Source organism: Rhodopseudomonas palustris HaA2 (assembly GCF_000013365.1).
Taxonomy (GTDB): domain Bacteria; phylum Pseudomonadota; class Alphaproteobacteria; order Rhizobiales; family Xanthobacteraceae; genus Rhodopseudomonas; species Rhodopseudomonas palustris_J.
In genome coordinates, this window is the sequence record NC_007778.1 from 1,388,375 (window position 1) to 1,414,639 (window position 26,265).

A 26,265-nucleotide genomic window follows, 5' to 3' on the forward strand; every position below is an offset into this window, starting at 1 on the left:
TGATCCGACCTCTCCCCGCGCGCGGGGAGAGGTGACGACTGCCGCTACTCCTCCGGCTCGGTGGTGAACAGCAGCGGATAGCCCTTGGCGCGGCCGGCGTCGGTGGCGCGGGTGGCCTTGGTCTCGGCGATGTCCTTGGTGAACACCGCCACCACGCAGACGCCGCGCTGATGCGCGGTCAGCATGACTTTGTACGCCTGTTCCTCGGTCATGCGGAACTCGGACTTGAGGATCATCACCACGAAATCGCGCGGCGTGAAGTCGTCGTTGACGAGAATCACCTTGTACAGTTTCGGCCGTTCCAGCTTCGGCTTGGCCTTGGCTGTCGGCTTGGTGACGACGTTGCTCATGCGGTTCGACCGGTTGGTGCCGGCGCAGTTTACAACCCCGCGCGCAATCGCGAAACCGCCGGCCGACCGGTCGGCTGCGCGATTTCAGTGCAGCGCGGCATGTCCGGTGACCCGGCCGATACTATCAGTGACTGAAACGTGATCGTGGAGGAACCGGCTTTGCCGCTTTTCGCCCGGATGATTGCGTGTCACGATTACGTCACCTCGACCGGAGGGCACGCGATGCGCTGGTGGGTCTCGATCGGAGCGGCTGTTGCCGTCGTTACTGCGGCCGGCATGGTCGCGGGCCTGGCGGCGCCGAACCGGACGGCGCCGATTGCCGACCGGTCCGACGGCGCCAAAGAGGTCGACGTCGAGTTGATACTCGCCGTCGACGTCTCCTACTCGATGGATGTCGACGAACTCGCGGTGCAGCGCGAGGGCTATGCCGAGGCGCTGCGCTCCCCGGATTTTCTCAAGACGCTGAAGACCGGGCCGAACGGCCGCATCGCCGTGACCTATTTCGAATGGGCCGCCGCCGGCGATCAGAAGATCATCCTCGCCTGGCAGTTGATCGACGGCCCGGAATCCGCCGACGCGGTCGCGGCCGAGATCATGAAAGCGCCGCTGCGGCGGGCGTCGCGCACCTCGATCTCCGGGGCGATCGCTTTCGCGGTGCCGCTGTTCGATCAGAACCCGTATCACGGCCTGCGCCGCGTCATCGACATCTCCGGCGACGGCCCCAACAACAACGGCGAACCGGTGACGCTGGCGCGCGACGCCGCGGTCGGGAAGGGCATCGTCATCAACGGCCTGCCGATCATGGTCAAGGAGCCGTCCTACTCGACCATGGATATCGAGAATCTGGATTATTACTACGAGGATTGCGTGATCGGCGGGCCGGGCGCGTTCGTGGTGACGATCAAGGACCGCGCCAAGTTCAAGGAGGCGATCCACACCAAACTGGTGATGGAAGTCGCCGGCCTGCCGCCACCCGCGCGCATCGTGCCGGCGGCCGACAAGGAGCAGACCCCGCGGGTGTCGTGCCTGGCCGGCGAGAAGATCTGGCAGGATCGCTGGGGGCGTTAGTCAGTACCCCCTCTCCACGTCATTCCGGGGCGCGCGGAGCGCCCAGCCTCTCGCTTGTCATTCCGGGGCGCCGCGTAGCGGCGAACCCGGAATCCCGCGATGTTCTGCAACGCGGATGCGGGATTGCGTCGTCGATGCGCGCGGCGTGCTCGGAATGCCCTGAACCTCGAGATTCCGGGTTCGCGAGCTTCGCTCGCGCCCCGGAATGACGGAGTCAAAATTGGACGGGTGTCGTTGGTCACCCCGCCGCCACCCAATTGCCGTGGAAGCCGTCCGGGACGCGGTGGCCGAGTTGGACCAGCGCGATCGGGCCGCCCGCGATGTCGGCGGCGTCGAACACCGCGAGGTCGCTGCGGTTCTCGCAGCCGCGCCAGATCACCGTGAGGATCCAGCCATCGGCTTCCGCCGCATCCGGCGTGCGCGGCACGAACACCGGCTCGCCGATGCTGTCGCCGGTCGGCAGCAGATAGCGGGCGCGGCGATCGCCGTTGCCGTCGACATGCACCAGCCCCGTCAGCATCCCGAGCGTCGGCGTCTCCGGGCTGGCGCAGGCGTACCAGCCATGGCCGCTGCGCAGGCCGGCGCGGCGCTCGTCGATCCGCGGGAATTCGCCGCTGATGTCGTCGAGATAGCTGCGCGTGAAGGCGTTGGTGTTGCCGGCGAGGTCGAAGCTCCAGCGGCACAGCCGGGCGCGGCCCTTCTCCGGATCGGTGCGGCGGCCGTCCGGATGGGTGAACAGCGGCGCTTCCTCGGATTGCATCACGTCGGCGACGATCTTGGTGCCGTCCTCCCACGCGTTCATGACGTGGAACACGAAGCAGGCGTCACCGCGGAACCAGCGGATGTCGCGGGTCGAGCCGGTGCGCTTCATCACGCCGACGTAAGAGCCCTTAGCGGGGTCCCAGGCATAAGGCGGGCGGCCGCGCATCGCCCGCCAGATGCTGCCGGTGAGCGGCAGGATCGGAAACAGCACATAGTTCTCGGTGACGATGAAATCGTGCACCATCGCTGCATAGGGCGCCTTGAAGCGCTCGAACCGGGTGACGTGGCCGGACGCGTCGATCGCGCCGAACGACATCGTCCGTTTCAACGGGCCGTCGGCATTGTAGCCGAAGAACAGCATCTCGCCGGTGACCGGGTCGATCTTCGGATGCGCGGTGAACGGCCCTTTCAGCGCCCCGCCATAGTCGCAATAGCCGCGCGTCGCCAGCGTGTCGCGCTCGATTTCGATCGGCAGATGCGCCTCTTCCAGCGCCAGCAGCCGGCCGGCGTGGAACACGATGTTGGTGTTGGCGACGTTGCCGTCGTCGGGCGCCGAACGCGGCGCATCGGGCCGCTTGAGATTGAACTCGCCGTAAAGCGGCCGGCCGGCTTCGTGCTCGGCCAGCCATTTCGGGGTGCGGACCCAGCGGTTGCGATAGCTGGCGCGGCCGTTCTCCAGCCGGAAGGCATGCAGCATGCCGTCGCCGAAGAACCAATGCGCGTTCTTTGATGCGAATTGCGGATTGGCGCCGTTGCGATACAGCGTGCCGTTCAATTCGCGCGGCAGCTCGCCCTTGATCGACAGAAACGCGGCGTCGCACTCCATCGGGATCGGCGCCAGATTATCGCACGCATCCGGAACTCCGGTGACCTGCAACATGGTCGTGCTCCTGTCGTCGGCGTCGCGGCGGCCGCGATTAGTTCAACGTCAGCAGCCGGCCGAACGGCTGCACCGCATGTGAGTAGTTCTCCGGAACCGCCCAGATCACCGGCCAGCGCGGCTTGAAATCCGCCGGACCTTCGAGATCGGTCAGCACCACCGCGATATCCGGCCTGTGCCGGTCCGCCTCCGCGAGGAGTGGGGTGAAATCGGTGCCGCCGCCGCCGGTGAATTCGATCTCGCTTAGCACGAAACGCCGGCCCGGCTCGAAGAATTCGACCTGCCGCACGCGCTCGTCGCCGATGATCAGCACCAGCCCGGCCTCCTGCCGCCGGGTGATGGTCTCGATCTCGCGCGCGAAGCGCTCCATCAATTGGTCGTCGATCGAGCCGGAGACGTCGATGATCAGCGCCAGCCGCGGCTCGTTCTTGGTCGCGGAGAATCCCGGCTCGAACGGCATCCGGTGTTGGCCGGCGCGGCCCTGATTGGCGATGTAGGAGCGCGCCGGCCGCGACCAGGTCAGCGACGGTTTTCGCGCCAGCCCGCGCGCAAGCTGCACGCGCAGCACCTGCGCCCACGGTGTGCGGCTGCGCGGCAAGTCTGCGATCAGCGCCCGCAGCATCGAAAACGCGCCGTCGCCGGCGTGGCCGCGCAGGATCCGCTCGCTCCATTCGCGGGCGTGCTCGGCTTCGTGTTCCGGCGCCGATTGTGATTCCGGATTCGGCACCAGATCGCGGACGCCGCCTGCGCCGAGCTCGCGCACCTTGGACGCGCGGGCGCCGTCGGCGCGCTGTTCGGCGCTCTCCTGCGCGGATTCGGATTGCGACTGCGACGGGTCGCCGCCGCCGGCGCCCGAGGCGTCGGACTGCGAGCCCGCTTGCGATTTGTTGCCGGTCTTCGACTTGCCGTTGTTGCTGTCGCTGTCGCGATCGTCGATCGCGCGATACAGCTTCTCGACGTCCCATTCTAGCAGCGCCGCCTCGGCGTCCTGCTCGCGCCTCAGCGCCTTGGCGAGGATCTGCTCCAGCATCACGGACTTTTCCGGCAGCGTCAGCCAGCTCAGATGCGCCAGCGTCGAATTGACGATGGCGTCGGCGCAGATGTTGAACAATTCGAGGTCGACGTCGCCGATCACGCGCTGCAGTTCGACGAAGCGCTGCGGATGGCGCAGCGCGATGTGCAGCACCTCGTGGGCGACGAGGCCGACTTGTTCGGGCAGCGGCAGCTTGTCGAAGGCGGCGCCGTAATACACGGTGGTGCCGTCGGTGAGTACGACCACGGCCGCCGTATCGCTGTCCGCGGTCAGGTCCTGATGCCGCACCCATAATGCCAGCCCGCCGGTGGAGGGCGCGAACTCGACCATGCGCTGGATCGCGCGCGTTCCGCGATGGCAATACAGCGCGATGGTCTCAGGCATCCTGCAGATCCATCTGCCGGCGTTCGCCGTAGCGCGCATAGGCCGGACTGTCGAAGATCGCGGCCTCGAGGCCGTTCTCCAGCGCGCGCTGCATCAACAGTTCCATCGCCAGCGTCTGCGCCTCGCGAATCGGCAGCGGGACGTTGCCGCGAATATCGGGCAGTTGCTCGATGATCTCCAGCGCGCGGGCCAGTGTCGGCTGATCGGTGCAGGCCGCCAGCAGGCCGTACAGCATGCCGTAGAGCGCATCGAGCGTCTTCGGCAGCAGCGCGGCGGTCTCCGGGCCCGGCCGCGCGGCCAGCAACTTCACCACATCGGTGCCGGCCTTGATCTCGCGCAGCACGCCGAAGAACTCCGCCGCATTGGCGGCGCCGATCCGGCCCTGCACGAACAGCCGCTTGGCGGGATCGGACAGGCCGGACTTCAGCACGTTGGAGATATCTTCCCAGCCGCGCGGGCTGGCGCCGATCAGATGATCGCCGGCGAGCTGCGCTTGCGTATCGTCGAGCTTGTCCGGACGGATCTTCAGATAGGCCATCACCTCGGGCGCGAAATCACGTGCCATGGCGTGGCTCAGGAAGGCGTCGATCGCGGTCTGCACATTGAAGTGGAACATGCGGTCGGCGAGTGCGGTGCCCATGTCGTGGCTGATCGCGCCGTGGAAGCTGGCATTGCCGGCGGCGACCACCAGCCAGCCGTCGGGCAGTTGGTAGTTGCCGACGCGGCGATCGAGGATCAGCGAATAGGCCGAGATTTGCAGCCGCTGATCGGCCGCGGTCAGTTCATCGAGGAACAACAGCCCCTCGGGCTGGTCGGGCGAAGGCAGGAATTCCGGCGGAAACCACACCGTCTTGGCCAGATTTTCGTCGGCGTAGATCGCGCCGCGGATATCGACCGGCTCGATCGTGGTGAGGCGCAGATCGACCAGCGGCACCTTGTAGTGCTCGGCGACCTGGTGGACGACCGACGACTTGCCGACGCCGCGCGTCCCCCACAGCATCGAGGCGCGCTTGCGCAGCGTCGGCTCGCCGTATTGTTCGATCAGCGCCGCCTTCGCAGCAGCGATCGAGACCGGGGGGATGTTCATCGGGTTGCCGTGCATCGATCGGTTCCTCGCTTAGGTCTGCTGAACGTCGAGAGTCTGCGGTGCGGCCGTTTCGATCTTCGGATGCCAGGAAGCGTGCGTCATGCGGCGCGGGAACGGCGGGATTTCCATCGATGGAATATCGCGCATGCCGAATGCGCCGATCATCAGCAGCGGCGGCGCGCCCATCAGCAGCAAATTGACGATGGAGTCCTGCGGGATCTCGACCAGCGTCAGGCTGGCCGCGCCGAGAATCATGCTCGCGAAGAACAACAGCGGCAGCGCGCGACGCAGCGCGACACCCCAGCGCGCCCGCACCAGCGCCTCGTGGAAGGCGGCCGGCGGCTGCGACAGCGTGCGCGTCAGATGCGATACGGTCCTCTCAAGCCGCTGTTCGATCAGGCGGCTCAATTCCGGGCCCGAGCCGCGCACCTTGACCTTGCCGCTCCAGCCGGCCTTGCTCTTGCGCAGCGGCGACCACGCCCAGCCGATCACCGCGAGCAGATCCTCCGGGACTGCGACGCCGGCCGTCCTGGGCGTGAGGTCGATCTCGGCCGGATACCCCTTCACCAGCGGCGCGCGCATCACCAGGGTGAAGTTCGAGATCTCGGCCACGCCACGCTGGAATTCGCGATCGGCACCGGCCGGGTCGGGCGTCCTGGCATCGCTGCGCGGCACCAGGCGATAGCTCAACGCCACGGTCGTGCCATCGATCGAGGGGAATTGCTGCTGCGGCGGCACGCTCTCGATCCGCGCCAATAGCACTCCGAGGTCTTCACCCTGGGTTTCCAGCGTGGCCGTCAGGCCGTTGTCCAGCGTCAGAGTGCGCGTGAGAACACTGAAGCCGGGGCGCGGATTGTCGAGCTGCAGGATTTCGCGGACGTCGTTGCCGGCGTGATCGGCATCAGCCTCGTCATGCGCGTGCGTCACCGGCTTGAACATCAGCCGCCGGTTGATTCGATCGCTGGCGGCGAGATCGACGTGGAAGTCGCGGCGTGTGAACGGCTGCACCAGTCCGAGGATTTCGTGGTGCGTCAGTGGATGTGCCGATGAATCGTCGTGACCGGCCGAGGCGGTCAGAAGGCTTGCGTAGTTCATTATCGTTCAACACCTCCGTATCGGTGCTTCACCACATGACTTGCATTGGCAATTAACAGCGCTCGCGCTGCCGATTGCAACCCGAAATCCGGAGCCATGTAATGATCGCAGGGAGCGCCGCATCACATCTACGTGCGGCGCTCCGACAGTGTCATGCGCTCATAACAGGTGCGTCAGTCTTCGCTGACACAGCCAGAAACTGGTCGTATGAACGCACCACCTGATCGAGAATTTCGAAGTGCATCATTGCACCCGCGTCGAACTGGACGATGGTCCAGTTCGAGCGTCCGGCGACGCGGCTCTTGTGGCGATAATCGACGAAATCGCCGCGCACGCCGTAGGCCATCCAGACCGGCAGGCGCAGCGATTTGTAGACGCTCAGAATGTCCTTGCTGAACATATAGCCCGCGACGAAGTAGTAGGGCGCATAGCGCGCGCCGGGCTGATGGGTAGTATGGTAGTCGTATTCGAGCATCGACTCGTCGATGTTCTTCGAGCCCCACGCCTTCTCGAGGAATTTGCGAATCACCGGCTTGGCCGTCAGCAGCTTGAAGAAGCCGTCGTCCCAGAGCCGGAACCGCAGCGTGCTCAGCAGCCAGGACTGCCCACGTGTCGACGGCACCCGCTCGTCGCGCGCCTTGCCTTCGAAGCCGGTCGGGCTGATCAGGCCGAGGGTGGCGAATGCCTCGGGCTTCTCGGCCGCTGCGCGAGCGACGAATTCGCACGACAGTGACAATCCGAGCACGTCGATCGGCTGCGGTCCGTGCACCTCCTGCACGCGCGCGATCGCTGCGTGCACGGCATCGGTCATCACCCGGGCGGTGTATTCGCGATCGTCGCGATCGGACTGGCCGAAGCCGGGGAGGTCGACCGCGTGAACAGGGCGGTGCTTGGCGTAGTGGTCGTACAGCGTCTTCATCTCGAACGCCGAACCGGCGGCGTTGACGCTGTGCACCAAGAGCAGCGGCCGCGTCGTATCGTCGCTCGACGGGAATCCGATCGAGTAGGTCGCGAGTCGACCGACCTTGGTGACGATATCGGCCCGAATGCCTCCGACCGGATTGGCAAGATTCGACCGTGCGTAGTTTTGCGTGGCCGTTTGCGTCTCGAATGTTTCGCCGCCGACGACTGACATTTGCGTCCCCCTTGGAGAATGAATCTGAGGGAGAAAATGGCGTGGAACTCGTTCAGTTCCAGTGCTGAAAGCGTGAAATGAAACTAATCAGTGAAAATTGGTATCTGCGTATATGAGGCGGAGTGAGTGCGGCGTCACGACGCGACTCCGCACGTACCATTTGAAACAATCCGCGCGTCACGCGCGCTTGACGTCAACCGATTAGTTGGCGTTGCGGCCGAGAAACGGTTGTCCATTCGGCTTGACACGCACGCCCGGGCGCAGGCGTGTCCACTGCAACGACGCGGTATCCGCCGGCATCGCGCCGGGCGCGGCGCAGATCAGCAGGCGCTCGGCGATCGGCTGGAAGTCGGCGCGAAAATGCACCGAACTCTTCACGACGAGGATCGCCTGTTCGGTCGGCTCGATGCCGACATAGCGATACATCGCCTGATCGGCGAGCTGCGCCTTGTGCGAGCTGACGACGACGCGCACGTCGCCGATGCGCAGGCACGCCGACGGCCCCATCTCCATCTCGCGCCCGCCATAGTAAGGACCGGGTGCGACGAAGCGGCCGTCGGACAGATGCTCGACGACGAAACTCTCTTCGTAGGGCGCGTCGCCGGCGATGCCCGACTTGCCACCGAGCGCCAGCCTGACGGTGGCGCCGACGCCCGCGGCGTGTGCGGCTTGCGCCGACACGGGATCGTAGATCACGCCGATCGCGGCGCGCTGCGCGTCGTTGCGCACCAGTGCGCGCAACATGCCGGTGGTGTCGGAATCGCCGCCGGCCCCGGGATTGTCCTGGGTGTCGGCGATGATCACCGGCTTTGCCGCGCCGCGTGCGATCTGCATCGCCAGCCGCACGCCGTCGTCGGGCGAATGGATGGTGCCGTCGAAATCATTCTCGTGGCCGATCACCAAAGCGGCGACTTTGTCGGCCGCGGCGTCGGCATCCGCCTGGGTGCGGCCATAGGCGAACACGCTGGGGCCGCAATCCGGAAAATCGGCGGCCGGGAAGCCCGGCGCGAACGACAGCGTCGGCACCGCGTCGCTCTCCAGCGCGGCGAGCTTGGCGTAGATGCCCTTGGTCGGCTCGTCGAAGGTGCATTGCCACGAGATCGGGATCAGGAACGGCAATTGCCGGAACGCCTTCGCGTATTTCGCGCCGCTCTGCAGCAGCAGATCGAGGTGCTTCGCCGCGGCGCGGCCGGTGTCGGCCATGTCGACATGCGGATAGGTGCGGTAGGCGATCAGCGCGTCGGCATGGTCGATCATCGCTGGCGTGACGTTGGCGTGCAGATCGATGCTGACCACCAGCGGCAAATCGGGGCCGATCACCTCGCGGACGCGCGAGAGGATCTCGCCTTCGCCGTCGTCGAGATGTTCGGTGACCATGGCGCCGTGCAGATCGAGATACACCGCGTCGAGTTTGCCGGCGGCCTGGATGCCGTCGATCATCGCCTTCACGACGCGTTCGAAGGCGTCTTCGGTGACGTGGGCCGACGGGCTCGCCCCGCAGGCGATGGTCGGGACCAACTCCCAGCCTTTGCGCTCGGCGTCCTCGACGAAGCCGGCGAGCCCGACATTGATGCCGCGCATCACCTTGAGCACGTCGGCGCCCATCGTCATCGCCGGCCAGCCGCCGCCGTGCACGAACGCCTCCCAGGTGGCCTTGGTGGGCGCAAAAGTATTGGTCTCGTGCAGAAAGCCGCCGACGGCGATACGGGTCATGTCTTGTTTCTCTGATGATGACTTGGTTGCTGTCATTCCGGGATGCGCCCCTTGGGGCGCAGGCCCGGAATCCATATCCCCTGACGGTGGTTATGGATTCCGGGCTCGCGCGACGCGCGCCCCGGAATGACTCGGTGAGGGGTGGTTGCTTAGTTCACCACCGCCTGCGGCGCCTCGCTCACGGGGCGGAAATTGGCGAAATCCCAGCCGCGGCCGGGCGCGGCTTCGAGCAATTGCCGCGTATAGGCCTGCTTCGGATTGGTCAGCACCTCGGCGGCCGGGCCCTGCTCGACGACGACGCCCTTCTCCATCACCGCGACGTCGTCGCAGATTTGGGCGGCGACGCGCAGATCGTGGGTGATGAACAGCAGCGCAATGCCGAGCCGGGTCTGGATCTCGTCGAGCAGGTCGAGCACCTGGGCCTGCACCGAGACGTCGAGCGCCGACACCGCCTCGTCGGCCACCAGCACGTCGGGATCGAGCGCCAGCGCGCGGGCGATCGCGATGCGCTGGCGTTGGCCGCCGGAGAACTGGTGCGGATAGCGCGAGATCGCGTCGGCCGGCAGATGCACCAGTTCGAGCAATTGCCGCGCCTTGGCCATCGCGTCGGCGCGCGACACGCCGTAATTGATCGGCCCCTCGGCTATGCTCTCGCCGACGCTGACGCGCGGATTGAGCGAGCGATACGGGTCCTGGAAGATGATCTGGATCTTCTTGCGGTGCGGCCGCAGCAGCCGGCGCGACAGATCGGAGATCTCGCGGCCGGCGAGGCGGATGCCCCCCGAGGTCGGATCGATCAGCCGAACGATGCAGCGCGCCACGGTGGATTTGCCGGAGCCGCTTTCGCCGACGATGCCGAGCGTGCGGCCCTTGTGCAGCGTCAGCGTCACGTCCTTGGCCGCGACGACTTCGCGCCGACCGCCGAGGAAGGAACGCTCGCGATACACCTTGCCGAGTTCATTGGCTTCGAGCACCACCGGCAGCCTTGTGGCCTCGCGCGGCGCCCGCGGCACCAGGCTCGGCACCGCCGACAGCAAATTGCGGGTGTAGTCCATGGTCGGCGTCCGCAGCACGGCGTCGAGCTTGCCGGTCTCGACCAGCCGGCCGTGGCGCATCACCGCGACGCGGTCGGCGATCTCGGCGACTACGCCCATGTCGTGGGTGATGAACAGCACCGCGGTGCCGTGCGCCTGCTGCAATTCGCGGATCAGCGTCAGGATCTGCTTCTGGGTGGTGACGTCGAGTGCGGTGGTCGGCTCGTCGGCGATCAGCAATTTGGGTTCGAGCACCAGCGCCATCGCGATCATGATGCGCTGGCGCTGGCCGCCGGAGAGGCGGTGCGGATAGGACGCGAAGATCCGCTCGACCTCCGGCAGGCGGACCTGCTGCATCATGTCGAGGATGCGCTGCCGGCGCGCGCGGGCGCCGAGATCGGTGTGGAAGCGCAGCACCTCGTCGATCTGCTTGCCGACCGGCACAACCGGATTGAGCGCGGTCATCGGCTCCTGAAAGATCATCGCCATCCTGGAGGCGCGCAACTGGCGCAGCCGCCGCTCGCTGGCGGCGAGCACGTTCTCGCCGGCGAGCCGGATCTCGCCGCCGGTGGCGTGCAGCACGCCCTTCGGCAGTAGCCCCATGGTGGCCAGCGACGTCACCGATTTGCCGGAGCCGCTTTCGCCGACCAGGCACATCGTCTCGCCGGGCCGCACCGCCAGCGAGATGCCGTCGATCACCTTGTCACCGTCGCCGCTCTTGCCGAGCCGGACGACCAGATTGTCGATTTCGAGAACGTTGTCGGTCATGTCGGACATCCGCAAGTGAGCGCGTGCGCTCCCTCTCCCCGCGTGCGGGGAGAGGGTCGGGGTGAGGGGGCGTTTCCGCGAGGCCGAGAGGCTCGGCTGCGTCGATGCGCCCCCTCACCCGACAGGCTTCGCACAGCGAAGCCTGTCGACCTCTCCCCGCGCGCGGGGAGAGGTGAGGGCGGTGCGCTCAGCAGGGCATGTGCAGAATCTGATCGTGCGTCGCTCGTTGTCATCGCGCGCCCTCCCGCTGTTTCATCCGCGGATCGAGCGCGTCGCGGGCGGCGTCGCCGATCAGGTTGACGCTGAGGATCGCGATCGACAGCAGCACGCCGGGCCAGAAGATCAGCGACGGCTTGATCTGGAACAGCGCGCGGCCCTCGGCCATGATGTTGCCCCAGGTCGGCGTCTCCGGGCTGATGCCGGCGCCGAGGAACGACAGGATCGCTTCGGTCAGGATCGCGGAGGCGCAGATATAGGTGCCCTGCACGATCAGGGGCGCGATGGTGTTCGGCAACAGATGCCTCACCATGATCTTGGGCAGGCTGGAGCCGAGCGAAATCGCCGCCTCGACATAAGGCTCCTCGCGCGCCGACAGCACCACCGAGCGCACCAGCCGGGCGACGCGCGGGATTTCCGGGATGGTGATCGCGATCAGCACCGTGGCCAGACTAGCGCCCGACAGCGACACCACGGCGATCGCCAGCAGGATGCTCGGGATCGCCATCAGGCCGTCCATCAGCCGCATCATCACGGCGTCGATCCATTTGAAGAAGCCGGAGACCAGGCCGATGACGAGGCCGATCGCGATACTGACGATCGCGGCGCCGACGCCGATCATCAGCGAGATCCGGCCGCCGTAGAGAATGCGCGACAGCACGTCGCGGCCGTAGGCGTCGGTGCCGAGCAGGAATTCGGCGCTCGCCGGCTTCAGCCGCTGCGCCGGCGCCAGCAGCATCGGATCGTGCGGCGCCAGCAACGGCGCGAACACCGCCGAGGCGACGACCAGCGCCAGGCAGATCGAGGCCGCGGCGATGATCGGGCTGGAGTACAGAAATTCGAACCTCTGCCCGAACGGTCGGGTGATCGGAATCGAGGATTCGGGGAGACTATCGATGGCCATCGCGCGCGCCTCTAATATCTGATCCGCGGGTCGAGCAGCGTGTAGGCCACGTCGATCAGCAGGTTGACGGCGACATAGATGCCCGAGGTCAGCAGGATCATGCCTTGAATGACGGGATAGTCGCGCGCCAGCACCGCGTCCACGGTGAGGCGGCCGATGCCGGGCAGGTTGAACACGCTCTCGGTGACGACGACGCCGGAAATCAGCAGCGCGAAGCCGGTGCCGATCACGGTGATCACCGGCACCGCGGCGTTGCGCAATGCGTGGCGCAGCAGCACGCGGCTTTCGGTGATGCCCTTGGCGCGCGCGGTGCGGACATAGTCCTCGCCGAGCACGTCGAGCATCGCCGCGCGGGTCATCCGCGCGATCAGCGCGATATAGATGAACGACAGCGTCAGCGTCGGCAGCACCAGCCGCTCGAAATACGGCCCGAAGCCGCGCGCCATGGTGCGGAAGCCCTGCACCGGAAACCAGCGCAGCTCGATGGCGAAGATCTGGATCAGCACATAGCCGATCACGAACACCGGCACCGAGAAGCCGATCACCGACAGTCCCATCACGAAGCGGTCGACCCAGGTGCCATGCTTCCACGCGGCGACGACGCCGAGCGGCACCGCGACCACGATCGACAGGATGATGGTGGCGATCGCGACGCTCAGCGTCGGCTCGATCCGCTGGCCGATCATCTTCAGCACCGGCACCTGCGAAATCAGCGAGACGCCGAGATCGCCGTGCAGCAGCTTGCCGACCCAGGTGACGAACTGGATGTACAGCGGTTCGTTGAGGCCGAGCGACGCGCGGATGCGCGCGAGTTGTTCGGGCGAGGCGTTGTCGCCGGCGAGGATCGCGGCCGGATCGCCCGGCGTCAGCCGCAGCAGCAGGAAGACGACGAGCGCAACCACGCCCATCACCGGAATCGCTGCGAGAATGCGGCGGATCAGATAGCCGAGCATCGGAGCTCCATCGCTGATGCAGAGTGCCGATTAGCAGAATTTATTCGGAGTCTGGTGTGCGTCATTATCGTTGGACCTGCGGTGACCGAAGTTCGGTGATCTTTACGGCAGAGTGGTCAGCAATTCCCATGCCACGGAGTGTGGCATGGGATGAAGGCCCTGTCGTCCGCAACCTCATGCGAGAGTCGCGAGCAGCCCGGCCATCAGGCGCCCGCGTTCCGCCAGACTATCGACTTCGATATGCTCGTTCAGCGTGTGGGCGTCGGCGCCACGCACGCCGAGGCCGTCGAGAGTCGGGATCCCCATCGCGCCGGTGAAGTTGCCGTCGGAACCGCCGCCGGCGCTGCCGTGCGGCAGCTTCAGCCCGAGCTGGTCGGCGATCGCGGCCGCCTTCTGGTACAGCGCCATGGTGCCGGCGTCGGGCTCCCAGACCGGCCGCGTCACGCCGCGCGTCACTTCGAAGCCGACGTCGTTGCTGGTGCCGGACAGCGCCAGCATCCGTTCGACGCCGCGGTCGAGATCGGCCTGCCGCTTCGCCATGCTGAGCGCCTCGCCGGTGCAGGTGGTGGCGACGCAATTGACCCATTGTCCGCCGTGCACGATGCCGACGCTGAACGTGCAGTCCTCCGTCGTCATCGCGTCGATCGCCAATATCTGCCGCGCCATTTCCCGGATCGCGGAACGTCCCGAGGACAGCGTCGCGCCGGCGTGGCTGGGCTTGCCGGTCGCCGTCAGATTGAATCGCGCGATCGCGTAGCGGCCGGTGACGACGCCGTTGTCGGGGCGGCCGGGCTCCGGCACCAGCACGTATTTGTTGCGGGCGGCCTCCGCCTCGATGATGTCCCGGGTCGAGGGCGTGCCGACTTCCTCGTCCGGCGTGAACAGCACGGTGACCGGCAGCGGCGTCGTGAACGACGCGCGCGCGAGCTGGCGGATGGCTTCGAGCGTCAGATAGTTGCCGCCCTTCATGTCGAAGATGCCCGGGCCGTAGCATTTGTTGCCGTCGCGGCGCCATTGCAGTTTCTCGATCGTGCCGACCGGATGCACGGTGTCGAGATGGCCGGCGATCAGGATGCCGGGCTCGCCCTGCCGCGGGTGCGGAAAGCGTGCGCGAACACAGCCGGCGAAGCCCTGCCGTCCGGCGATGCGTTCGATCGACGCACCCATCACCGCCATGTCGCGCGCGGCGAGGTCGAGCATGCGCTCGACGGCGGCTTTGTCCCAGGTCGGGCTTTCGCACTCGACCCAGGCGCGCAGGCCTTGCAGCATGGCTTCGGAATCAAACGGCAGATTTGCTGGGTTCATTCGTACACTCACGGTTCGGGGCACAGCTACGAGACTGACTGCGCGCGAGTTTGTAAAGTGAAAGATGCGCGAACGGCCATCCCGACCGGCTGCATGCTGCTCTGCGGGAGCAGATTGACGCTTGGCACACTTGGTGCAAGTCTCGGCGATCAGGGTGTTGCGGCGCGCAATGCGTGAGCCCTGATGCCCTATCGTCTCTCACACTGCCCAAGCAATCATCTGCGTTTGGTCAGTTTCACGCCAGGAGAAATCAGGATGATCGAAACGTCGCATTGGCTGCGTTCAGTAGCTGCGTCGAAATTCGCGCTGCCGGCGCTGGCGCTCGCAGCTTCGCTGACACTGCCCGCGTTTGCCGATGCCAAGACCATTCAAGCGGTGATGCATTCCGATCTGCGCGTCACCGATCCCGGTCTGACGACCGCCTACATCACGCGTGACCATGGCTACATGGTTTACGACACGTTGCTGGCGATGGACTCCAACTTCAAAGTCCAGCCGCAGATGGCGGAGTGGAAGGTCTCCGACGACAAGCTGACCTACACGTTCACGTTGCGCGACGGCCTGAAATGGCACGACGGCAAGCCGGTCACCGCCGAGGATTGCGTCGCGTCGCTGAAGCGCTGGGGCCAGAAGGACGGCATGGGCCAGAAGCTGATGGACTTCACGGCCAGCCTTGAGGCTACCGATGCCAAGACCATCACGCTGAAGCTGAAGGAGCCCTACGGCCTGGTGCTCGAATCGATCGGCAAGCCGTCTTCGCTGGTGCCGTTCATGATGCCGAAGCGTCTGGCCGAAACCTCGCCCGACAAGGCGATCCCCGAGCAGATCGGGTCCGGTCCGTTCAAGTTCGTCGCGGCCGAATTCCAGCCGGGCGTCAAGGCGGTGTACGTCAAGAACACCGACTACGTGCCGCGCAAGGAGGCGCCGAGCTGGACCTCGGGCGGCAAGGTCGTGAAGGTCGACCGTGTCGAATGGATCACCATGCCGGATGCGCAGACCGCGGTGAACGCGCTGCAGTCCGGCGACATCGATTTCATCGAGGCCCCGTCCTTCGACATGCTGCCGGTGCTGAAGGCCGACAAGGAGCTGACGATTCAGACGCTCAGTCCGCTCGGCTTCCAGACGCTCGGCCGGATGAACTTCCTGTATCCGCCGTTCGACAACCTCAAGGTCCGCCGCGCCGCGTTCCTGGCGTTGAGCCAGAAGCCGGTGCTCGACGCGCTGGTCGGCAATCCCGATTACTACATCGTCTGCGGTGCCGTGTTCGGTTGCGGCACACCCTTGGCCTCCGACGTCGGCTCCGAGTCCCTGGTGAAGGGCAACGGCATGGCCGAGGCCAAGAAGCTGCTCGCCGAGTCCGGCTATGACGGCACCCCGATCGCGCTGATGGCGCCGGGCGACGTGGTCTCGCTCAAGGCCCAGCCGATCGTTGCGGCGCAACTCCTGCGCGAGGCCGGCTTCAAGGTCGACGTTCAGGCCACCGACTGGCAGACAGTGGTGACGCGGCGCGCCAGCCAGAAGCCGCCCGCGGAAGGCGGCTGGAACATGTTCTTCACCAATTGGGCCGGCCCGGACATTCTCAACCCGATCGCCAACGTCTCGACCGGCGGCCGGGGCAAGAACGGCGGCTGGTTCGGCTGGCCGGAGGACGCCAAGATCGAAGAGCTGCGCGACAAGTTCGCCCGCTCGACCTCGCCGGAGGAGCAGAAGAAGCTCGCCGCGGAGATCCAGAAGGAGGTCTACGACAAGGTGATCTACATCCCGCTCGGGCAATACAAGTCGCCGAGCGTGTGGCGGAAGGATCTGACCGGCGTGCTCACCGGCCCGGCGACCCCGGTGTTCTGGAACATCGACAAGAAGGAGTAGGCGCGGCCGCAGCCGCGGTTCTTGCATCGTTTTGTCGACACCAGCTTCGCCGTCCCGCTCCCGCGGGGCGGCGAATTGCCGAGAAGAGCCGGAGGGCTTTGTCACCGGAGGGCTTTGTCAAACGCCCCGGCCCGACAAACGGAAAGCCCGGCGCGGGCGCCGGGCTGTCTCGTCGTCACGAATGTGTCGCTGATCTGTTACTTGCGGGCGCAGGCGAGCGTGATGCTGCTGGCGCTCGGGCTGCATTTCGCCGTCACGATGCCGTCCTTGACCTGAAGCTGGTCCGCCAGCCGTGCCGTGCCGCTGCCGATGCAGTACGCCGAGGCGAGGATCTCGTCGGCCTCGCACGACAGCGGGCAACCGTTCGACGCGCAGCTCGACGACGTCAGCATCCGCACCGCGCCATTGGCCGACATGCTCGCCATCGAATTGGTCCCCGGATCGGCGGAAGCCTTCGGGGCCGCCGGGGCGGGCTTCGCAACGGGCGGGGTTGCGGCTGCCGTCGTGACGGCCGGCGCTGCAGCGGGAGCCGGTGCGGGCGCCGACGCTTCGGCTGCCGGCGCGCTGTCCGGCGTGGCGCTGTCCGAGATCGCGGCCGACGGCGTGCCCGGAGCAGGCCCGAAATTGCCCGCCGCCATATATACGATGACGGCGCCGGCAAGGACGGCCACGGCGACGATCGCCGGTCCGGGCGGCACTGCCCGCATTCCGGTGGTGACCGACGCCATTGTCGCGGAGAATGATCCGGCCTTCCAGGACATGCCGCGCGTGCGCATATCGTCGATCGCCAGATATGCCACTATGACGAGGCCGCCGCCGAACACCATGAGTATCAGAAGCGGTCCGATCGCGGAGAGATACTCCATGTCAATGTCTTTCCATCCGTGCCATGCGCGGCGCGCGTGTATTGGAAGCGTTCGCTGCGGACCGCATTGTCGAAAATCAAAAAGAACACGCACCCGCCTGCCAGCGTTGAGGCAAATCAAACCTCTCCCGACCGACCAGCGATGTGTAGCATAGTCGAGCCGGCCGCGTCATCGCACCGCCAGGCTGCATGATCGGGTATGGTTTATAGTCGGTCCTCGTTGCTCGGCCGGCAGTTTCGACGCAGTCTCCTGTTTTCAATGCCGCCGGTCGGAATGTGTTCCGGTAGTATGATCCAGATCAAACGCCGTTGTTGTCGCGGGCGATACCATCTCCGCTCAGCCCCAACGGCATTGCGCGTGCCGCCCCCGATGACATCCATGAGCCTGATCCGATCTCGTCGCTGGCCGTGGCTGTCGTGGTCCGTTACCGAGCAAACCGACCAGCATCGCATCGCCGACCTCGCGCTCGGCCGCCCGGGCGGGCCGGCGGCACCGTCGTGGACGTCTGTCGTCCCGACTTCGTCAATCCGATCGAAACCATAGGTAAGGTACGGCACGAATCGCGGCCGGACAGGGACATGACCATGAAAGCGCGGGACGTGATGACTACCGGGATCGTAACCGTGCCGCCGGATGCCCCGGTGCGCGCGGTCGCGGAGACCCTGCTGAAATACGGCATCAGCGCGGTGCCGGTGGTCGACCACCACGGCGCGCCGCTCGGCATCATCAGCGAGGGCGACCTGATGCCGCGCAACGAGACCGCCCGGGAGGCGCGCCGCGACTGGTGGCTGCAGATCCTGTCCAACGGCGGCGAGGTGCATCCGGACTATCTGCAGTTCATGAGGTCCGATCACCGCACGGCGGCGCAGATCATGGTATCGCCCGTCGTCACGGTCGATGAAAATGTGCCGCTCGCCGAGATCGCCGACATTCTGTTCGAGAACAAGATCAAGCGCGTTCCGGTGCTGCGGGAGGGGCGGATCGTCGGCATCGTCAGCCGCGCCGACCTGCTCAAGACCCTCGCCCGCCCCCGCCCCGCCGCCGCGCGCGATCCGGTCCACGACGACGGCACCGCGCTTCCGATCGCCTCCGACAAGCTCGAAGCGCTGGCCCATCGCCACAACGGCGCGGCGGCGCCGCCGCACGAACCCGCCGCCGATGAATTCTCGGCGTCGGCGTTTCAGGCGCTGCGCCTCGAACACGAGAAGCATGAAGAGCAACTGCGCCGCGAGGCGAAACGCATCGCCGACGAAAAGCATCACCGCCAGGCCGGGCAGATGCTGGCGTCGCATCTCACCGACGAGGCGTGGGAGCGCATGATGCACAACGCCCGCGCCACCGCCAAGAAGGGCGACGAGGAACATCTGCTGCTGCGCTTTCCGGCGGAGCTGTGCAGCGATCACGGCCGTGCCGTCAACGCGCCCGACCCGGAATGGCCGGCGACGCTGCGCGGCATGGCCGCCGACATCTATCTGCGCTGGAAGGCGGAGCTGCGGCCGCACGGCTTCACGCTGGCCGCCCGCGTGGTGGATTTCCCCGACGGTATTCCCGGCGATATCGGCCTGTATCTGAGCTGGGGCAAGCACGACGACGTCGCGCACTGACCTCGCGCATTGACGTCGCCGCATCGCGCGGCGAGCGCTCAGATCTTCAGATTGCGATACACCGAGACTTCGCGCTCGCGCGCCAGCCGGGCGTCGTCGCCGGCGCGGATGCCGCGCCAGCCGTCGAAGAATACCACCAGCGTGGTGATCAATCCGGTGATCTTGCCGACCAGAAAGCCGAACGGAAAGATCAGCCGCTCCGGCGGCAGGATGAATTGAGAGCCGAGGAAGATCGCCGCGGCGTTGAAGAAATACGCCGAGCGATACAGCGTCATTTCTTTCCAGGCGCTGCGCGCATAGGGCTTCGAACTCTTCTTCACCGCCTTGTTGTAGCGCGGGTTCGACAGCAGCCCCCACAGCCGCCGCTTCTTCGGCAGCGCGCGCGGGCCGGCGAGCAGGCTGCGAAAATTCTCGCGCATCTGCAGATGCGCCACCAGCGCCAGCAGCAAATTGAGCGCGACCAGGGCCAGCTTCAATTCGGGCAGCGACAGCAGCAGCTGCGCGGCGAGATCGACGAACAACAGATGCGTGGCGGCGTTGAGCACGAAGGCGGAGCGGTGAAACGCCGCGCGGTTGATATTGGCGACCTTCTCGTCGATGAAGGCGGCGCCCGGCTTGGTGGCGCCGAGCAGCAGCAGAGCGGCGCGCTGCTCCGCCGTCAGCTCCCAGCTCTTGCCGAGTTCGTCGATCGTCAGCGCCGGCGGCCCGCGCTTGATCCGGAACGTCGCCTTGGCCGACCAGCCGGAGATCCGCGCCAACCAGCGCCGCGTCACGGCGAAGCGCGACGTCGGGACGACGTCGACGAGCGGGTGCGGGTCTGGCTGCATCGGGTCCATCAGCGGGTCGCCGGAGCGTCAATCACCGAAAAGCGGCGAGTCCGCAAGCTTGGCCGCGGCCTTGACCGCGGCTTTCATCTGCTGCCGGGTGATCGCCTCGTTCGCCGCGGCCAGTTCCGCGGCCGCCGCAGCGCCGGCAGCCGGCGTGCGCTGCGAGCGTTTCGCGGGGCGGTTCGCCAGCTCGCGCTGCACCGCCGCGTCGTTGAGGGCGCCCAGCGCATCGAGCAGCTTCTTCAGCCGCTTGTGGAACCGCGCCAGCCGTTTGCCGGTCCTGGGGCCGTCGAACAGGCTCTCGAAAAAGCCGGTCGCGTAGTACAGCTTCTTGGCGGCGATCCGGACCCGGTGGCGTTGTTCGTCGTCCAGTTGCTCGAGCGCGTCGAGCTTCTTGATCAGTCTATCGGCGCGACGCGTCAGCACCCGTTTGGCGAATTTCTTCGCGGGCTCCGGCACATGCTTCGCGGTTTGCGCCCAGTCGCCGGCGTCGATCCAGGATTGCAGGTCGCCGAGCAGCTTGACGAAGTGCTTGGTGGCGACCGCGCGGCTGGCGCTGTCGAAGGCGCTGGCGCGATCGGCCGCGACCTTCTTGCGAAACGCGGCCGAGCCGACGGCGCCGGCGTCCTTCAGCCGCAGATCCATCAAATGCAGGTCGCGCGCCGGCCCGAGCCGGCCGGTGAGCCATTTCAACTCGCGCTTGAGGCGTTCGGCTTCCGGCCCGTGAATCAGGTCCGAGAAAATCGTGATCGTGACGCGGGTTCGCCGCAACGCGATCCGCATCTGATGCACGCCGGTGGGATCGCGGTTCAGGACCGCGGCCTGCTGCGCCGCGATCAACCCGACCAGGCGGCCGGCGATCGCCCTGAAGGCGTCGGTGGTGCTGCTGCCGGGTTGCAACGCGATTTCACCCGACGGGGCGGCGGCGCGCGCGCTCACGACAACCCCGGACGCAGCCGCCTTGCGCCCCGCAACGCGCGGGGCGACCACAACTTTCTTGAGAATTCGACGCATATTGTCCCGCAGCGGCGCCTATCCGCCGCGGACATTGTAGCAGCATTCAGGCCGAAATGGGCCATGCGGCCAAGGCTGCGCTGGCGTGAAAAAACGTCGCGCGGCGTGACGGCGAGCAACCCTCACGCGCGCTTCAGAACTTCCAGCGGATAGCCGATCAGCTTCGCCGCGGCGAACGCGATGGCCATGCCGATCAGCGCCGCGACCGCCTGTCCGCCGTAGAACCACGCGGCCGACTCCGGATCGGGATTGATCCGCACCGCGAAGTCGAGACACCACAGGATGGCGACGACGCCGATCACCATCACGATGAAAAGCTGCATGCGCTGCACCGCGGCCTCGATCCGGGCCATCCGCGCTTCGACATGCTTGTCCGGGACCGTCGTCATTCCGTCCTCACTGTAGTCAAGACTGCAACCGATTAGCAGCCGCGTTGCGATCTGTTCTCGCGTAGCTGTAAGTCTCGCTGCATCGCACCGAATTGACGCAGCACAAAATTTCGCGACGCCGTGATTAGTTCATGGTCGTAGTGGCGATCGTGATCGTCGCGCCCGTTGACTTAGCGCAAATACGAAGGAAGGTAAATTTGGGAAAGAGAGCCTCTTTAAAGCTAATCTAATCGCCGCAGCGGCGTGCGCTTGGGGGGAGCTCTTCATGCATACACCTTGGCAGGCCGCGGCGGCGCAGAAGAATTCCGCGAGGGAGCTGCGCCCGCTGACCGGCAACGAGGCGATCGCGCGCGCCGCCTGGGAGGCGGGCGTCCGGGTCGCCGCCGCCTATCCCGGCACGCCGAGCACCGAAATTCTCGAAAGTCTCGCGACCTATCCTGCCGAGGATTTGCACGCCCAGTGGTCGACCAACGAGAAGGTCGCGCTCGACGTCGCGCTCGGCGCGTCGTTCGCGGGCAGCCGCGCGCTGTGCGCGATGAAGCATGTCGGTCTCAACGTCGCCGCCGATGCGTTCATGACGTCGACCTATATCGGCGTCAACGGCGGGCTGGTGCTGGTCGTCTGCGACGATCCCGGCATTCATTCGTCGCAGAACGAGCAGGACAGCCGGATCTATGGTCAGCTCGCCAGCGTTCCGGTCCTGGAGCCGAGCGATGCGCAGGAGGCCTACGACCTCACCAGATTGGCGTTCGACCTCTCCGAGGAATTCGACACGCCGGTGATCGTCCGCAGCACCACCCGGTTGTCGCATACCCGCAGCACGGTCACGGTCGGCGCGCGCGCCGACATCGCCTCGCGCGGCTTCGTCGAGAGGCCGTCGAAGAACGTGATGATCCCGGCCCACGCCCGCGCCCGCCACCTCGTGGTGCTGGAGCGCGAGGCGAAGCTGAAGGACTATTTCGCGGCCTCGGCGATCACCCGATGGGAGACCGGCGACAGCAGCTTCGGTATCGTCACCGCCGGCACCTGCTATCCCTATGTCCGCGAGGTGCTGCCCAACGCCACCGTGCTGAAGCTCGGCGCGTCGTGGCCGCTGCCGGAACAATTGCTGCGCGATTTCTGCGCCTCGGTCGACCGCGTCTTCGTGGTCGAGGAGCTGGAGCCGATCATCGAAAAAGAGATCGCGGCACTCGGTATCAAGGTCGAGGGCAAGCGCTTCTTCCCGCGCGCCGGCGAGTTCTCGCCGGAAGTAGTGCGGGGCGGGCTGGTGCAGGCCGGCATCCTGCCGGCGCCGCCGTCGCTGAATGCCTGGGTGCCGGAGCCGGTGGTGCGGCCGCCGGTGCTGTGCGCCGGCTGTCCGCACACATCGAGCTTCATGGCGGTGCGCGCCTCCGGCGCCCGCGTCGCCGGTGACATCGGCTGCTACACGCTGGCGGTGCTCGATCCCTTGCGCGGCATCGACACCTGCGTGTCGATGGGCTCGTCGATCGGCAACGCCGTCGGCATGGCCAAGGCCGGCGAGACCAAGCCGGTCGTCGCCACCATCGGCGACTCGACCTTCCTGCATGCCGGCATCCCGGCGCTGATCGACGCGGTCTACAACCAGGCCAATATTGCGGTCATGCTGCTCGACAACCACATCACGGCGATGACCGGCGGCCAGGAGCATCCCGGCACGGGCAAGACGCTGCGCGGCGACCCAGCGCCGCAGATCAACTACGAGGCGCTGATCCGCGCCTGCGGCGTGCAGTGGGTGAAGACGGTCGACAGCTACGATCTCGCCGCCACCCATCAGGCGCTGCGCGAGGCCATCAATTTTCGCGGCGTCGCGGTGCTGATTTCGAACCGGCCCTGCGTGCTCGATCCGATCAAGATCAAGGGGCCGCCGCTCGAAGTCGTGACCAGCCAGTGCACCGCCTGCCAGTCCTGCATGAATCTCGGCTGCCCGGCGCTGACCTGGAGCGACGAATGGTTCGAGGGCCGCCACCGGGTCAAGATCGATCCGGCGCTGTGCATCGGCTGCACGCTGTGCGCCCAGGTCTGCACCATCGACTGCATCAAGATCGCAACGCCTCCGGTGACGCCATGAACGAGCAGAGCAAAGTCGCCGCCCTCAATGCGGACAGCGAGCCGGTCGCGTTCAACGCGGCGCTGGCCGAGCCGTTCAACGTGCTGATCGTCGGCGTCGGCGGGCAGGGCGTGATCATGGTGTCGAAGGTGCTGGCGGCGCTGGCGCAGGCGCACGGCTTCGAGGTCAAGCAGAGCGAAGTGCACGGCATGGCCAAGCGCGGCGGCGCCGTGTTCAGCCACGTCCGCTTCGGCCAGCGGGTGTGGTCGCCGACAATTCCCAAGGGCGAGGCCGACGTGCTGATCGCGCTGGAATGGGCCGAGGGCCTGCGCTGGCTGCCGCATCTGAAGCGCGAGACCGGCGTGTTCATCTGCGACACCAAGCGCATCGTGCCGCCCTTCGCCTGCCTCAACCGCCGGCTCGGCGCGCCGCTGCGTTACTCCACCGAGACCGCCGAGCAGGTCTCCGCCTATGTTTCCGAGGCCTATGCGATCGACGCGACGCGGATGGCGGAAGAACTCGGCAACGACCGCGCCGCCAACGTCGTGCTGCTCGGCGCGCTGTCGACCGTGCTCGAATTCGCGCTGCCCGAGTGGGAGAAGACGGTCACCAGCTTCGTGCCGAAGAAGACCATCGCGGTGAACAGCGCCGCGTTCGAACTCGGCCGCAACTGGATCGCCGAGGCCAAGACCGCGCCTCCGGCGGACGACGCCGCGGCGAGGCCTGCACCGGTGCACGCGCATTATGCGGCGCGGCTCGAGATCACCGACGCCTGGTGCAAGAGCTGCGAAATCTGCGTCAAGCTCTGCCCCGAGCGCTGTCTCACGCTGAACGCCGACCGCATCGTCGAAATGACCGCGCCGGAGAAATGCACCGGCTGCCGGCTGTGCGAATGGCTGTGCCCGGATTTTGCCATCCGCGTCCATCTCGACACCGATGCTGCCGTGATGGAGGCCGCGCGATGAATGCGATCGACCGTTCGCACGCTAAGCCCGCCGCCAAGCTGCTGTCCGGCAACGCCGCCTGCGCGCAGGGCGCGATCGACGCAGGCTGCACCTTCTTCGCCGGCTATCCGATCACGCCGTCATCCGAAATCGCCGAGCGGCTGTCGACGCTGCTGCCGAAGGCCGGCGGCGTGTTTGTGCAGATGGAAGACGAGATCGCCGCGATGGCCGCGGTGATCGGCGCCTCGATGGGCGGCGTCAAGGCGCTGACCGCGACCTCGGGCCCCGGCTTCTCGCTGAAGCAGGAGAACATCGGCTACGCCGCCGGGGCGGAGATTCCCTGCGTCATCGTCAATGTAATGCGCGGCGGTCCCTCGACCGGGATGCCGACGCGGCCGTCGCAGGCCGATATCTTTCAGACCCGCTACGGCAGCCACGGCGATTATCCGATCATCGTGCTGGCGCCGGCCTCGGCGCGCGAGATCTACGACGAGACCATCCGCGCCTTCGACCTCGCCGAGATCTGCCGCACCCCGGTCGTGCTGCTGTACGATCAGGTGATCGCGCAGTCGTCCGAAACCGTATCGCTCGGCGGCCGTCCGCCGGTGCACGCCACGCGCAAATGGGCGAGCGGATCGCGCGAGGGCTACAAGCCCTATGCGGCCGGCGACGACCTGGTGCCGCCGATGCCGCGGCCCGGCGACGGCTATCGCACCCACACCACCGGCCTGACGCACAGCGAGACCGGCTTCCCGAGTCAGGACCCGGAAACGGTCACCCGCAATCTCGGCCGGCTGTATGCCAAGCTTGAGAAGCATCGCGACCTGATCGACAGCTTCGAGGCGGTGCGCTGCGAGGACGCGGACGTCGTGATCGTCGCGATCGGCATCAGCGCCCGTGCGGCGCGCCGCGCGGTCGATACCTGCCGCGCCGAGGGCAAGAAGGTCGGGCTGTTCCGCCCGATCACACTGTGGCCGTTCCCGGAGATCGCGCTGCGCGAAGCGACCAAGCACGCTCGCGCCGTTCTGGTGCCCGAGCTCAACATCGGCCAGCTCCGGCTGGAGATCGAGCGCCTTCTCCGCGATCGCCGCGTCGAGGGCCTGCATTTGATCAGCGGTGAGCCGATTACGCCGGCTGAGATCGCCGCCGCCGCCACCAAGCTCGCTTCGGAGGTCTGAGATGTTCCGCGATGCGCCGCATTTCGACGTCCGCGATTATCTCCGCCAGGAGATGATGCCGCATTTCCTGTGCCCCGGCTGCGGCCACGGCATGGCGTTGCGCGCGCTGCTCTGGGCGCTGCACGAACTCAAGGTCGACCGCGACAAGCTCGCCGTCGTCTCGGGCATCGGCTGCGCCGGGCGGCTGTCGGCCTATATCGACGCCAACACCTTCCACACCACCCACGGCCGGCCGCTGGCCTATGCGACCGGGCTGGCGCTGGCGCGGCCGGACCTGCAAGTCGTGGTGATCACCGGCGACGGCGATTGCCTGGCGATCGGCGGCAACCATCTGATCCACGCCTGCCGGCGCAATCTCAAGCTCACCTGCCTGATGCTCAACAACGAGATCTACGGCATGACCGGCGGCCAGGTGTCGCCGACGACGTCGGAGACAAGGCTGACCACCACGACGCCGCACGGCAACGCCGAGCCGAATTTCGACGCCTGCGCGCTGGCGACCGCCGCCGGCGCCGGCTTCGTCGGCCGCGAAATGACGCGCCACGTGCCGAAGCTGAAGGAACTGATCAAGGACGGGCTGCAGCATCCGGGCTTCGCCTTCATCGAAGTGCTGTCGGATTGCACCGAAGTCTACGGCCGCAAGAACGACATGGGCTCGTCGTCCGAAATGGTGCTGCGGCAGAAGAGCGAGATGCGCCCAAGCGCCTATCGCGACAGCGTCGACGAGCCGTTCCGCTCGACGGACCTGCCGACCGGCATTTTGGCTCGCAACACCCGCCCGGAGTACGGCGCAGCGCTGCGCGCCGCCAAGTAACAGGAGCG

General features: G+C 66.5%; 22 protein-coding genes. 7 read left to right on the forward strand and 15 right to left on the reverse strand.

What is annotated here, in order from left to right; genetic code table 11:
- Positions 1-44: 44 nt before the first annotated feature.
- On the reverse strand, positions 45-350 hold the full coding sequence (gene clpS / locus RPB_RS06130) for an ATP-dependent Clp protease adapter ClpS (protein WP_011440113.1): 306 nt from the start codon (positions 348-350) through the stop codon (positions 45-47).
- Between the two features lie 222 nt (positions 351-572).
- On the opposite strand from clpS, the gene RPB_RS06135 reads away from it, so the two are divergent.
- Positions 573-1,418: a DUF1194 domain-containing protein gene (locus RPB_RS06135; protein ID WP_011440114.1), complete on the forward strand. Its 846-nt coding sequence runs from the start codon at positions 573-575 to the stop codon at positions 1,416-1,418.
- Between the two features lie 238 nt (positions 1,419-1,656).
- On the opposite strand, the gene RPB_RS06140 is transcribed toward RPB_RS06135, so the two are convergent.
- From RPB_RS06140 to RPB_RS06185, 10 genes are all read right to left on the reverse strand, one after another.
- A complete protein-coding gene (locus RPB_RS06140) occupies positions 1,657-3,060 on the reverse strand; it encodes a carotenoid oxygenase family protein (RefSeq protein ID WP_011440115.1) in 1,404 nt (467 codons plus the stop codon).
- Between the two features lie 37 nt (positions 3,061-3,097).
- Entirely contained in the window at positions 3,098-4,477 is a 1,380-nt protein-coding gene (locus tag RPB_RS06145; RefSeq protein ID WP_011440116.1) for a vWA domain-containing protein, read from the reverse strand.
- The gene (locus RPB_RS06150) at positions 4,470-5,579 is read right to left on the reverse strand and encodes a hypothetical protein (RefSeq protein WP_011440117.1); all 1,110 of its coding nucleotides are present in this window, start codon (positions 5,577-5,579) and stop codon (positions 4,470-4,472) included. The genes RPB_RS06145 and RPB_RS06150 overlap by 8 nt, the downstream gene beginning before the upstream one ends.
- Positions 5,580-5,594: 15 nt before the next feature.
- Positions 5,595-6,659 (reverse strand): hypothetical protein, encoded by a 1,065-nt coding sequence (locus RPB_RS06155; protein WP_011440118.1) that lies wholly within the window; start codon positions 6,657-6,659, stop codon positions 5,595-5,597.
- Between the two features lie 151 nt (positions 6,660-6,810).
- Positions 6,811-7,794, reverse strand: coding sequence for an alpha/beta fold hydrolase (locus tag RPB_RS06160; RefSeq protein ID WP_011440119.1), 984 nt, complete (start codon positions 7,792-7,794; stop codon positions 6,811-6,813).
- A gap of 201 nt (positions 7,795-7,995) precedes the next feature.
- Positions 7,996-9,507, reverse strand: a complete 1,512-nt coding sequence (locus RPB_RS06165) for a M81 family metallopeptidase (RefSeq protein ID WP_041798007.1) — start codon at positions 9,505-9,507, stop codon at positions 7,996-7,998.
- A gap of 149 nt (positions 9,508-9,656) precedes the next feature.
- Positions 9,657-11,309 (reverse strand): ABC transporter ATP-binding protein, encoded by a 1,653-nt coding sequence (locus RPB_RS06170; protein WP_041798010.1) that lies wholly within the window; start codon positions 11,307-11,309, stop codon positions 9,657-9,659.
- 229 nt (positions 11,310-11,538) lie between these two features.
- The gene (locus RPB_RS06175; protein WP_011440122.1) at positions 11,539-12,429 is read right to left on the reverse strand and encodes an ABC transporter permease; all 891 of its coding nucleotides are present in this window, start codon (positions 12,427-12,429) and stop codon (positions 11,539-11,541) included.
- Between the two features lie 11 nt (positions 12,430-12,440).
- Complete coding sequence (locus RPB_RS06180; RefSeq protein WP_011440123.1) at positions 12,441-13,382, reverse strand: ABC transporter permease; 942 nt, start codon at positions 13,380-13,382, stop codon at positions 12,441-12,443.
- A gap of 174 nt (positions 13,383-13,556) precedes the next feature.
- Positions 13,557-14,687, reverse strand: coding sequence for a M20/M25/M40 family metallo-hydrolase (locus RPB_RS06185; protein WP_011440124.1), 1,131 nt, complete (start codon positions 14,685-14,687; stop codon positions 13,557-13,559).
- A 255-nt stretch (positions 14,688-14,942) separates the two neighbouring features.
- On the opposite strand from RPB_RS06185, the gene RPB_RS06190 reads away from it, so the two are divergent.
- The gene (locus tag RPB_RS06190; protein WP_011440125.1) at positions 14,943-16,553 is read left to right on the forward strand and encodes an ABC transporter substrate-binding protein; all 1,611 of its coding nucleotides are present in this window, start codon (positions 14,943-14,945) and stop codon (positions 16,551-16,553) included.
- A 197-nt stretch (positions 16,554-16,750) separates the two neighbouring features.
- Here the strand turns inward: RPB_RS06190 and RPB_RS06195 are convergent, their stop codons facing one another.
- Positions 16,751-17,539 (reverse strand): hypothetical protein, encoded by a 789-nt coding sequence (locus RPB_RS06195; protein WP_245258312.1) that lies wholly within the window; start codon positions 17,537-17,539, stop codon positions 16,751-16,753.
- Between the two features lie 458 nt (positions 17,540-17,997).
- On the opposite strand from RPB_RS06195, the gene RPB_RS06200 reads away from it, so the two are divergent.
- Positions 17,998-19,023 carry a CBS domain-containing protein gene (locus RPB_RS06200; RefSeq protein ID WP_245258313.1) on the forward strand — a complete coding sequence of 342 codons (1,026 nt, stop codon included), beginning with the start codon at positions 17,998-18,000 and terminating at the stop codon, positions 19,021-19,023.
- Between the two features lie 38 nt (positions 19,024-19,061).
- Here the strand turns inward: RPB_RS06200 and RPB_RS06205 are convergent, their stop codons facing one another.
- The 3 genes from RPB_RS06205 to RPB_RS06215 all read right to left on the reverse strand — a co-directional run bounded on the left by RPB_RS06205 (position 19,062) and on the right by RPB_RS06215 (position 21,253).
- Positions 19,062-19,850, reverse strand: coding sequence for a hypothetical protein (locus RPB_RS06205; RefSeq protein ID WP_041798586.1), 789 nt, complete (start codon positions 19,848-19,850; stop codon positions 19,062-19,064).
- Positions 19,851-19,877: 27 nt separating this feature from the next.
- Positions 19,878-20,789, reverse strand: a complete 912-nt coding sequence (locus RPB_RS06210; RefSeq protein ID WP_245258314.1) for a CHAD domain-containing protein — start codon at positions 20,787-20,789, stop codon at positions 19,878-19,880.
- Between the two features lie 197 nt (positions 20,790-20,986).
- Complete coding sequence (locus RPB_RS06215; RefSeq protein WP_011440130.1) at positions 20,987-21,253, reverse strand: hypothetical protein; 267 nt, start codon at positions 21,251-21,253, stop codon at positions 20,987-20,989.
- 265 nt (positions 21,254-21,518) lie between these two features.
- Between RPB_RS06215 and iorA the strand changes: the two genes are divergently transcribed.
- The 4 genes from iorA to RPB_RS06235 are packed head-to-tail and all read left to right on the forward strand — an operon-like array spanning position 21,519 to position 26,257.
- A complete protein-coding gene (gene iorA / locus RPB_RS06220; protein ID WP_011440131.1) occupies positions 21,519-23,342 on the forward strand; it encodes an indolepyruvate ferredoxin oxidoreductase subunit alpha in 1,824 nt (607 codons plus the stop codon).
- A complete protein-coding gene (locus RPB_RS06225) occupies positions 23,339-24,286 on the forward strand; it encodes a 2-oxoacid:acceptor oxidoreductase family protein (RefSeq protein WP_011440132.1) in 948 nt (315 codons plus the stop codon). Before iorA ends, RPB_RS06225 begins: the two co-directional genes overlap by 4 nt.
- Positions 24,283-25,443, forward strand: coding sequence for a 2-oxoacid:acceptor oxidoreductase subunit alpha (locus tag RPB_RS06230; protein ID WP_011440133.1), 1,161 nt, complete (start codon positions 24,283-24,285; stop codon positions 25,441-25,443). The genes RPB_RS06225 and RPB_RS06230 overlap by 4 nt, the downstream gene beginning before the upstream one ends.
- 1 nt (position 25,444) lies before the next feature.
- The gene (locus RPB_RS06235; RefSeq protein ID WP_011440134.1) at positions 25,445-26,257 is read left to right on the forward strand and encodes a 2-oxoacid:ferredoxin oxidoreductase subunit beta; all 813 of its coding nucleotides are present in this window, start codon (positions 25,445-25,447) and stop codon (positions 26,255-26,257) included.
- Positions 26,258-26,265: the final 8 nt, after the last annotated feature.

Excerpts from the sequence above, each read along its gene's own strand:
- iorA (WP_011440131.1), top strand. The coding sequence starts at position 21,519 with ATGCATACACCTTGGCAGGCCGCGGCGGCGCAGAAGAATTCCGCGAGG.
- RPB_RS06190 (WP_011440125.1), top strand. The coding sequence starts at position 14,943 with ATGATCGAAACGTCGCATTGGCTGCGTTCAGTAGCTGCGTCGAAATTC.
- RPB_RS06230 (WP_011440133.1), top strand. The coding sequence starts at position 24,283 with ATGAATGCGATCGACCGTTCGCACGCTAAGCCCGCCGCCAAGCTGCTG.
- RPB_RS06205 (WP_041798586.1), bottom strand. The coding sequence starts at position 19,850 with ATGCAGCCAGACCCGCACCCGCTCGTCGACGTCGTCCCGACGTCGCGC.
- RPB_RS06185 (WP_011440124.1), bottom strand. The coding sequence starts at position 14,687 with ATGAACCCAGCAAATCTGCCGTTTGATTCCGAAGCCATGCTGCAAGGC.
- clpS (WP_011440113.1), bottom strand. The coding sequence starts at position 350 with ATGAGCAACGTCGTCACCAAGCCGACAGCCAAGGCCAAGCCGAAGCTG.
- RPB_RS06140 (WP_011440115.1), bottom strand. The coding sequence starts at position 3,060 with ATGTTGCAGGTCACCGGAGTTCCGGATGCGTGCGATAATCTGGCGCCG.
- RPB_RS06135 (WP_011440114.1), top strand. The coding sequence starts at position 573 with ATGCGCTGGTGGGTCTCGATCGGAGCGGCTGTTGCCGTCGTTACTGCG.
- RPB_RS06155 (WP_011440118.1), bottom strand. The coding sequence starts at position 6,659 with ATGAACTACGCAAGCCTTCTGACCGCCTCGGCCGGTCACGACGATTCA.
- RPB_RS06170 (WP_041798010.1), bottom strand. The coding sequence starts at position 11,309 with ATGACCGACAACGTTCTCGAAATCGACAATCTGGTCGTCCGGCTCGGC.
- RPB_RS06225 (WP_011440132.1), top strand. The coding sequence starts at position 23,339 with ATGAACGAGCAGAGCAAAGTCGCCGCCCTCAATGCGGACAGCGAGCCG.
- RPB_RS06235 (WP_011440134.1), top strand. The coding sequence starts at position 25,445 with ATGTTCCGCGATGCGCCGCATTTCGACGTCCGCGATTATCTCCGCCAG.
- RPB_RS06175 (WP_011440122.1), bottom strand. The coding sequence starts at position 12,429 with ATGGCCATCGATAGTCTCCCCGAATCCTCGATTCCGATCACCCGACCG.
- RPB_RS06160 (WP_011440119.1), bottom strand. The coding sequence starts at position 7,794 with ATGTCAGTCGTCGGCGGCGAAACATTCGAGACGCAAACGGCCACGCAA.
- RPB_RS06150 (WP_011440117.1), bottom strand. The coding sequence starts at position 5,579 with ATGCACGGCAACCCGATGAACATCCCCCCGGTCTCGATCGCTGCTGCG.
- RPB_RS06200 (WP_245258313.1), top strand. The coding sequence starts at position 17,998 with ATGACCATGAAAGCGCGGGACGTGATGACTACCGGGATCGTAACCGTG.
- RPB_RS06165 (WP_041798007.1), bottom strand. The coding sequence starts at position 9,507 with ATGACCCGTATCGCCGTCGGCGGCTTTCTGCACGAGACCAATACTTTT.
- RPB_RS06145 (WP_011440116.1), bottom strand. The coding sequence starts at position 4,477 with ATGCCTGAGACCATCGCGCTGTATTGCCATCGCGGAACGCGCGCGATC.
- RPB_RS06180 (WP_011440123.1), bottom strand. The coding sequence starts at position 13,382 with ATGCTCGGCTATCTGATCCGCCGCATTCTCGCAGCGATTCCGGTGATG.
- RPB_RS06215 (WP_011440130.1), bottom strand. The coding sequence starts at position 21,253 with ATGACGACGGTCCCGGACAAGCATGTCGAAGCGCGGATGGCCCGGATC.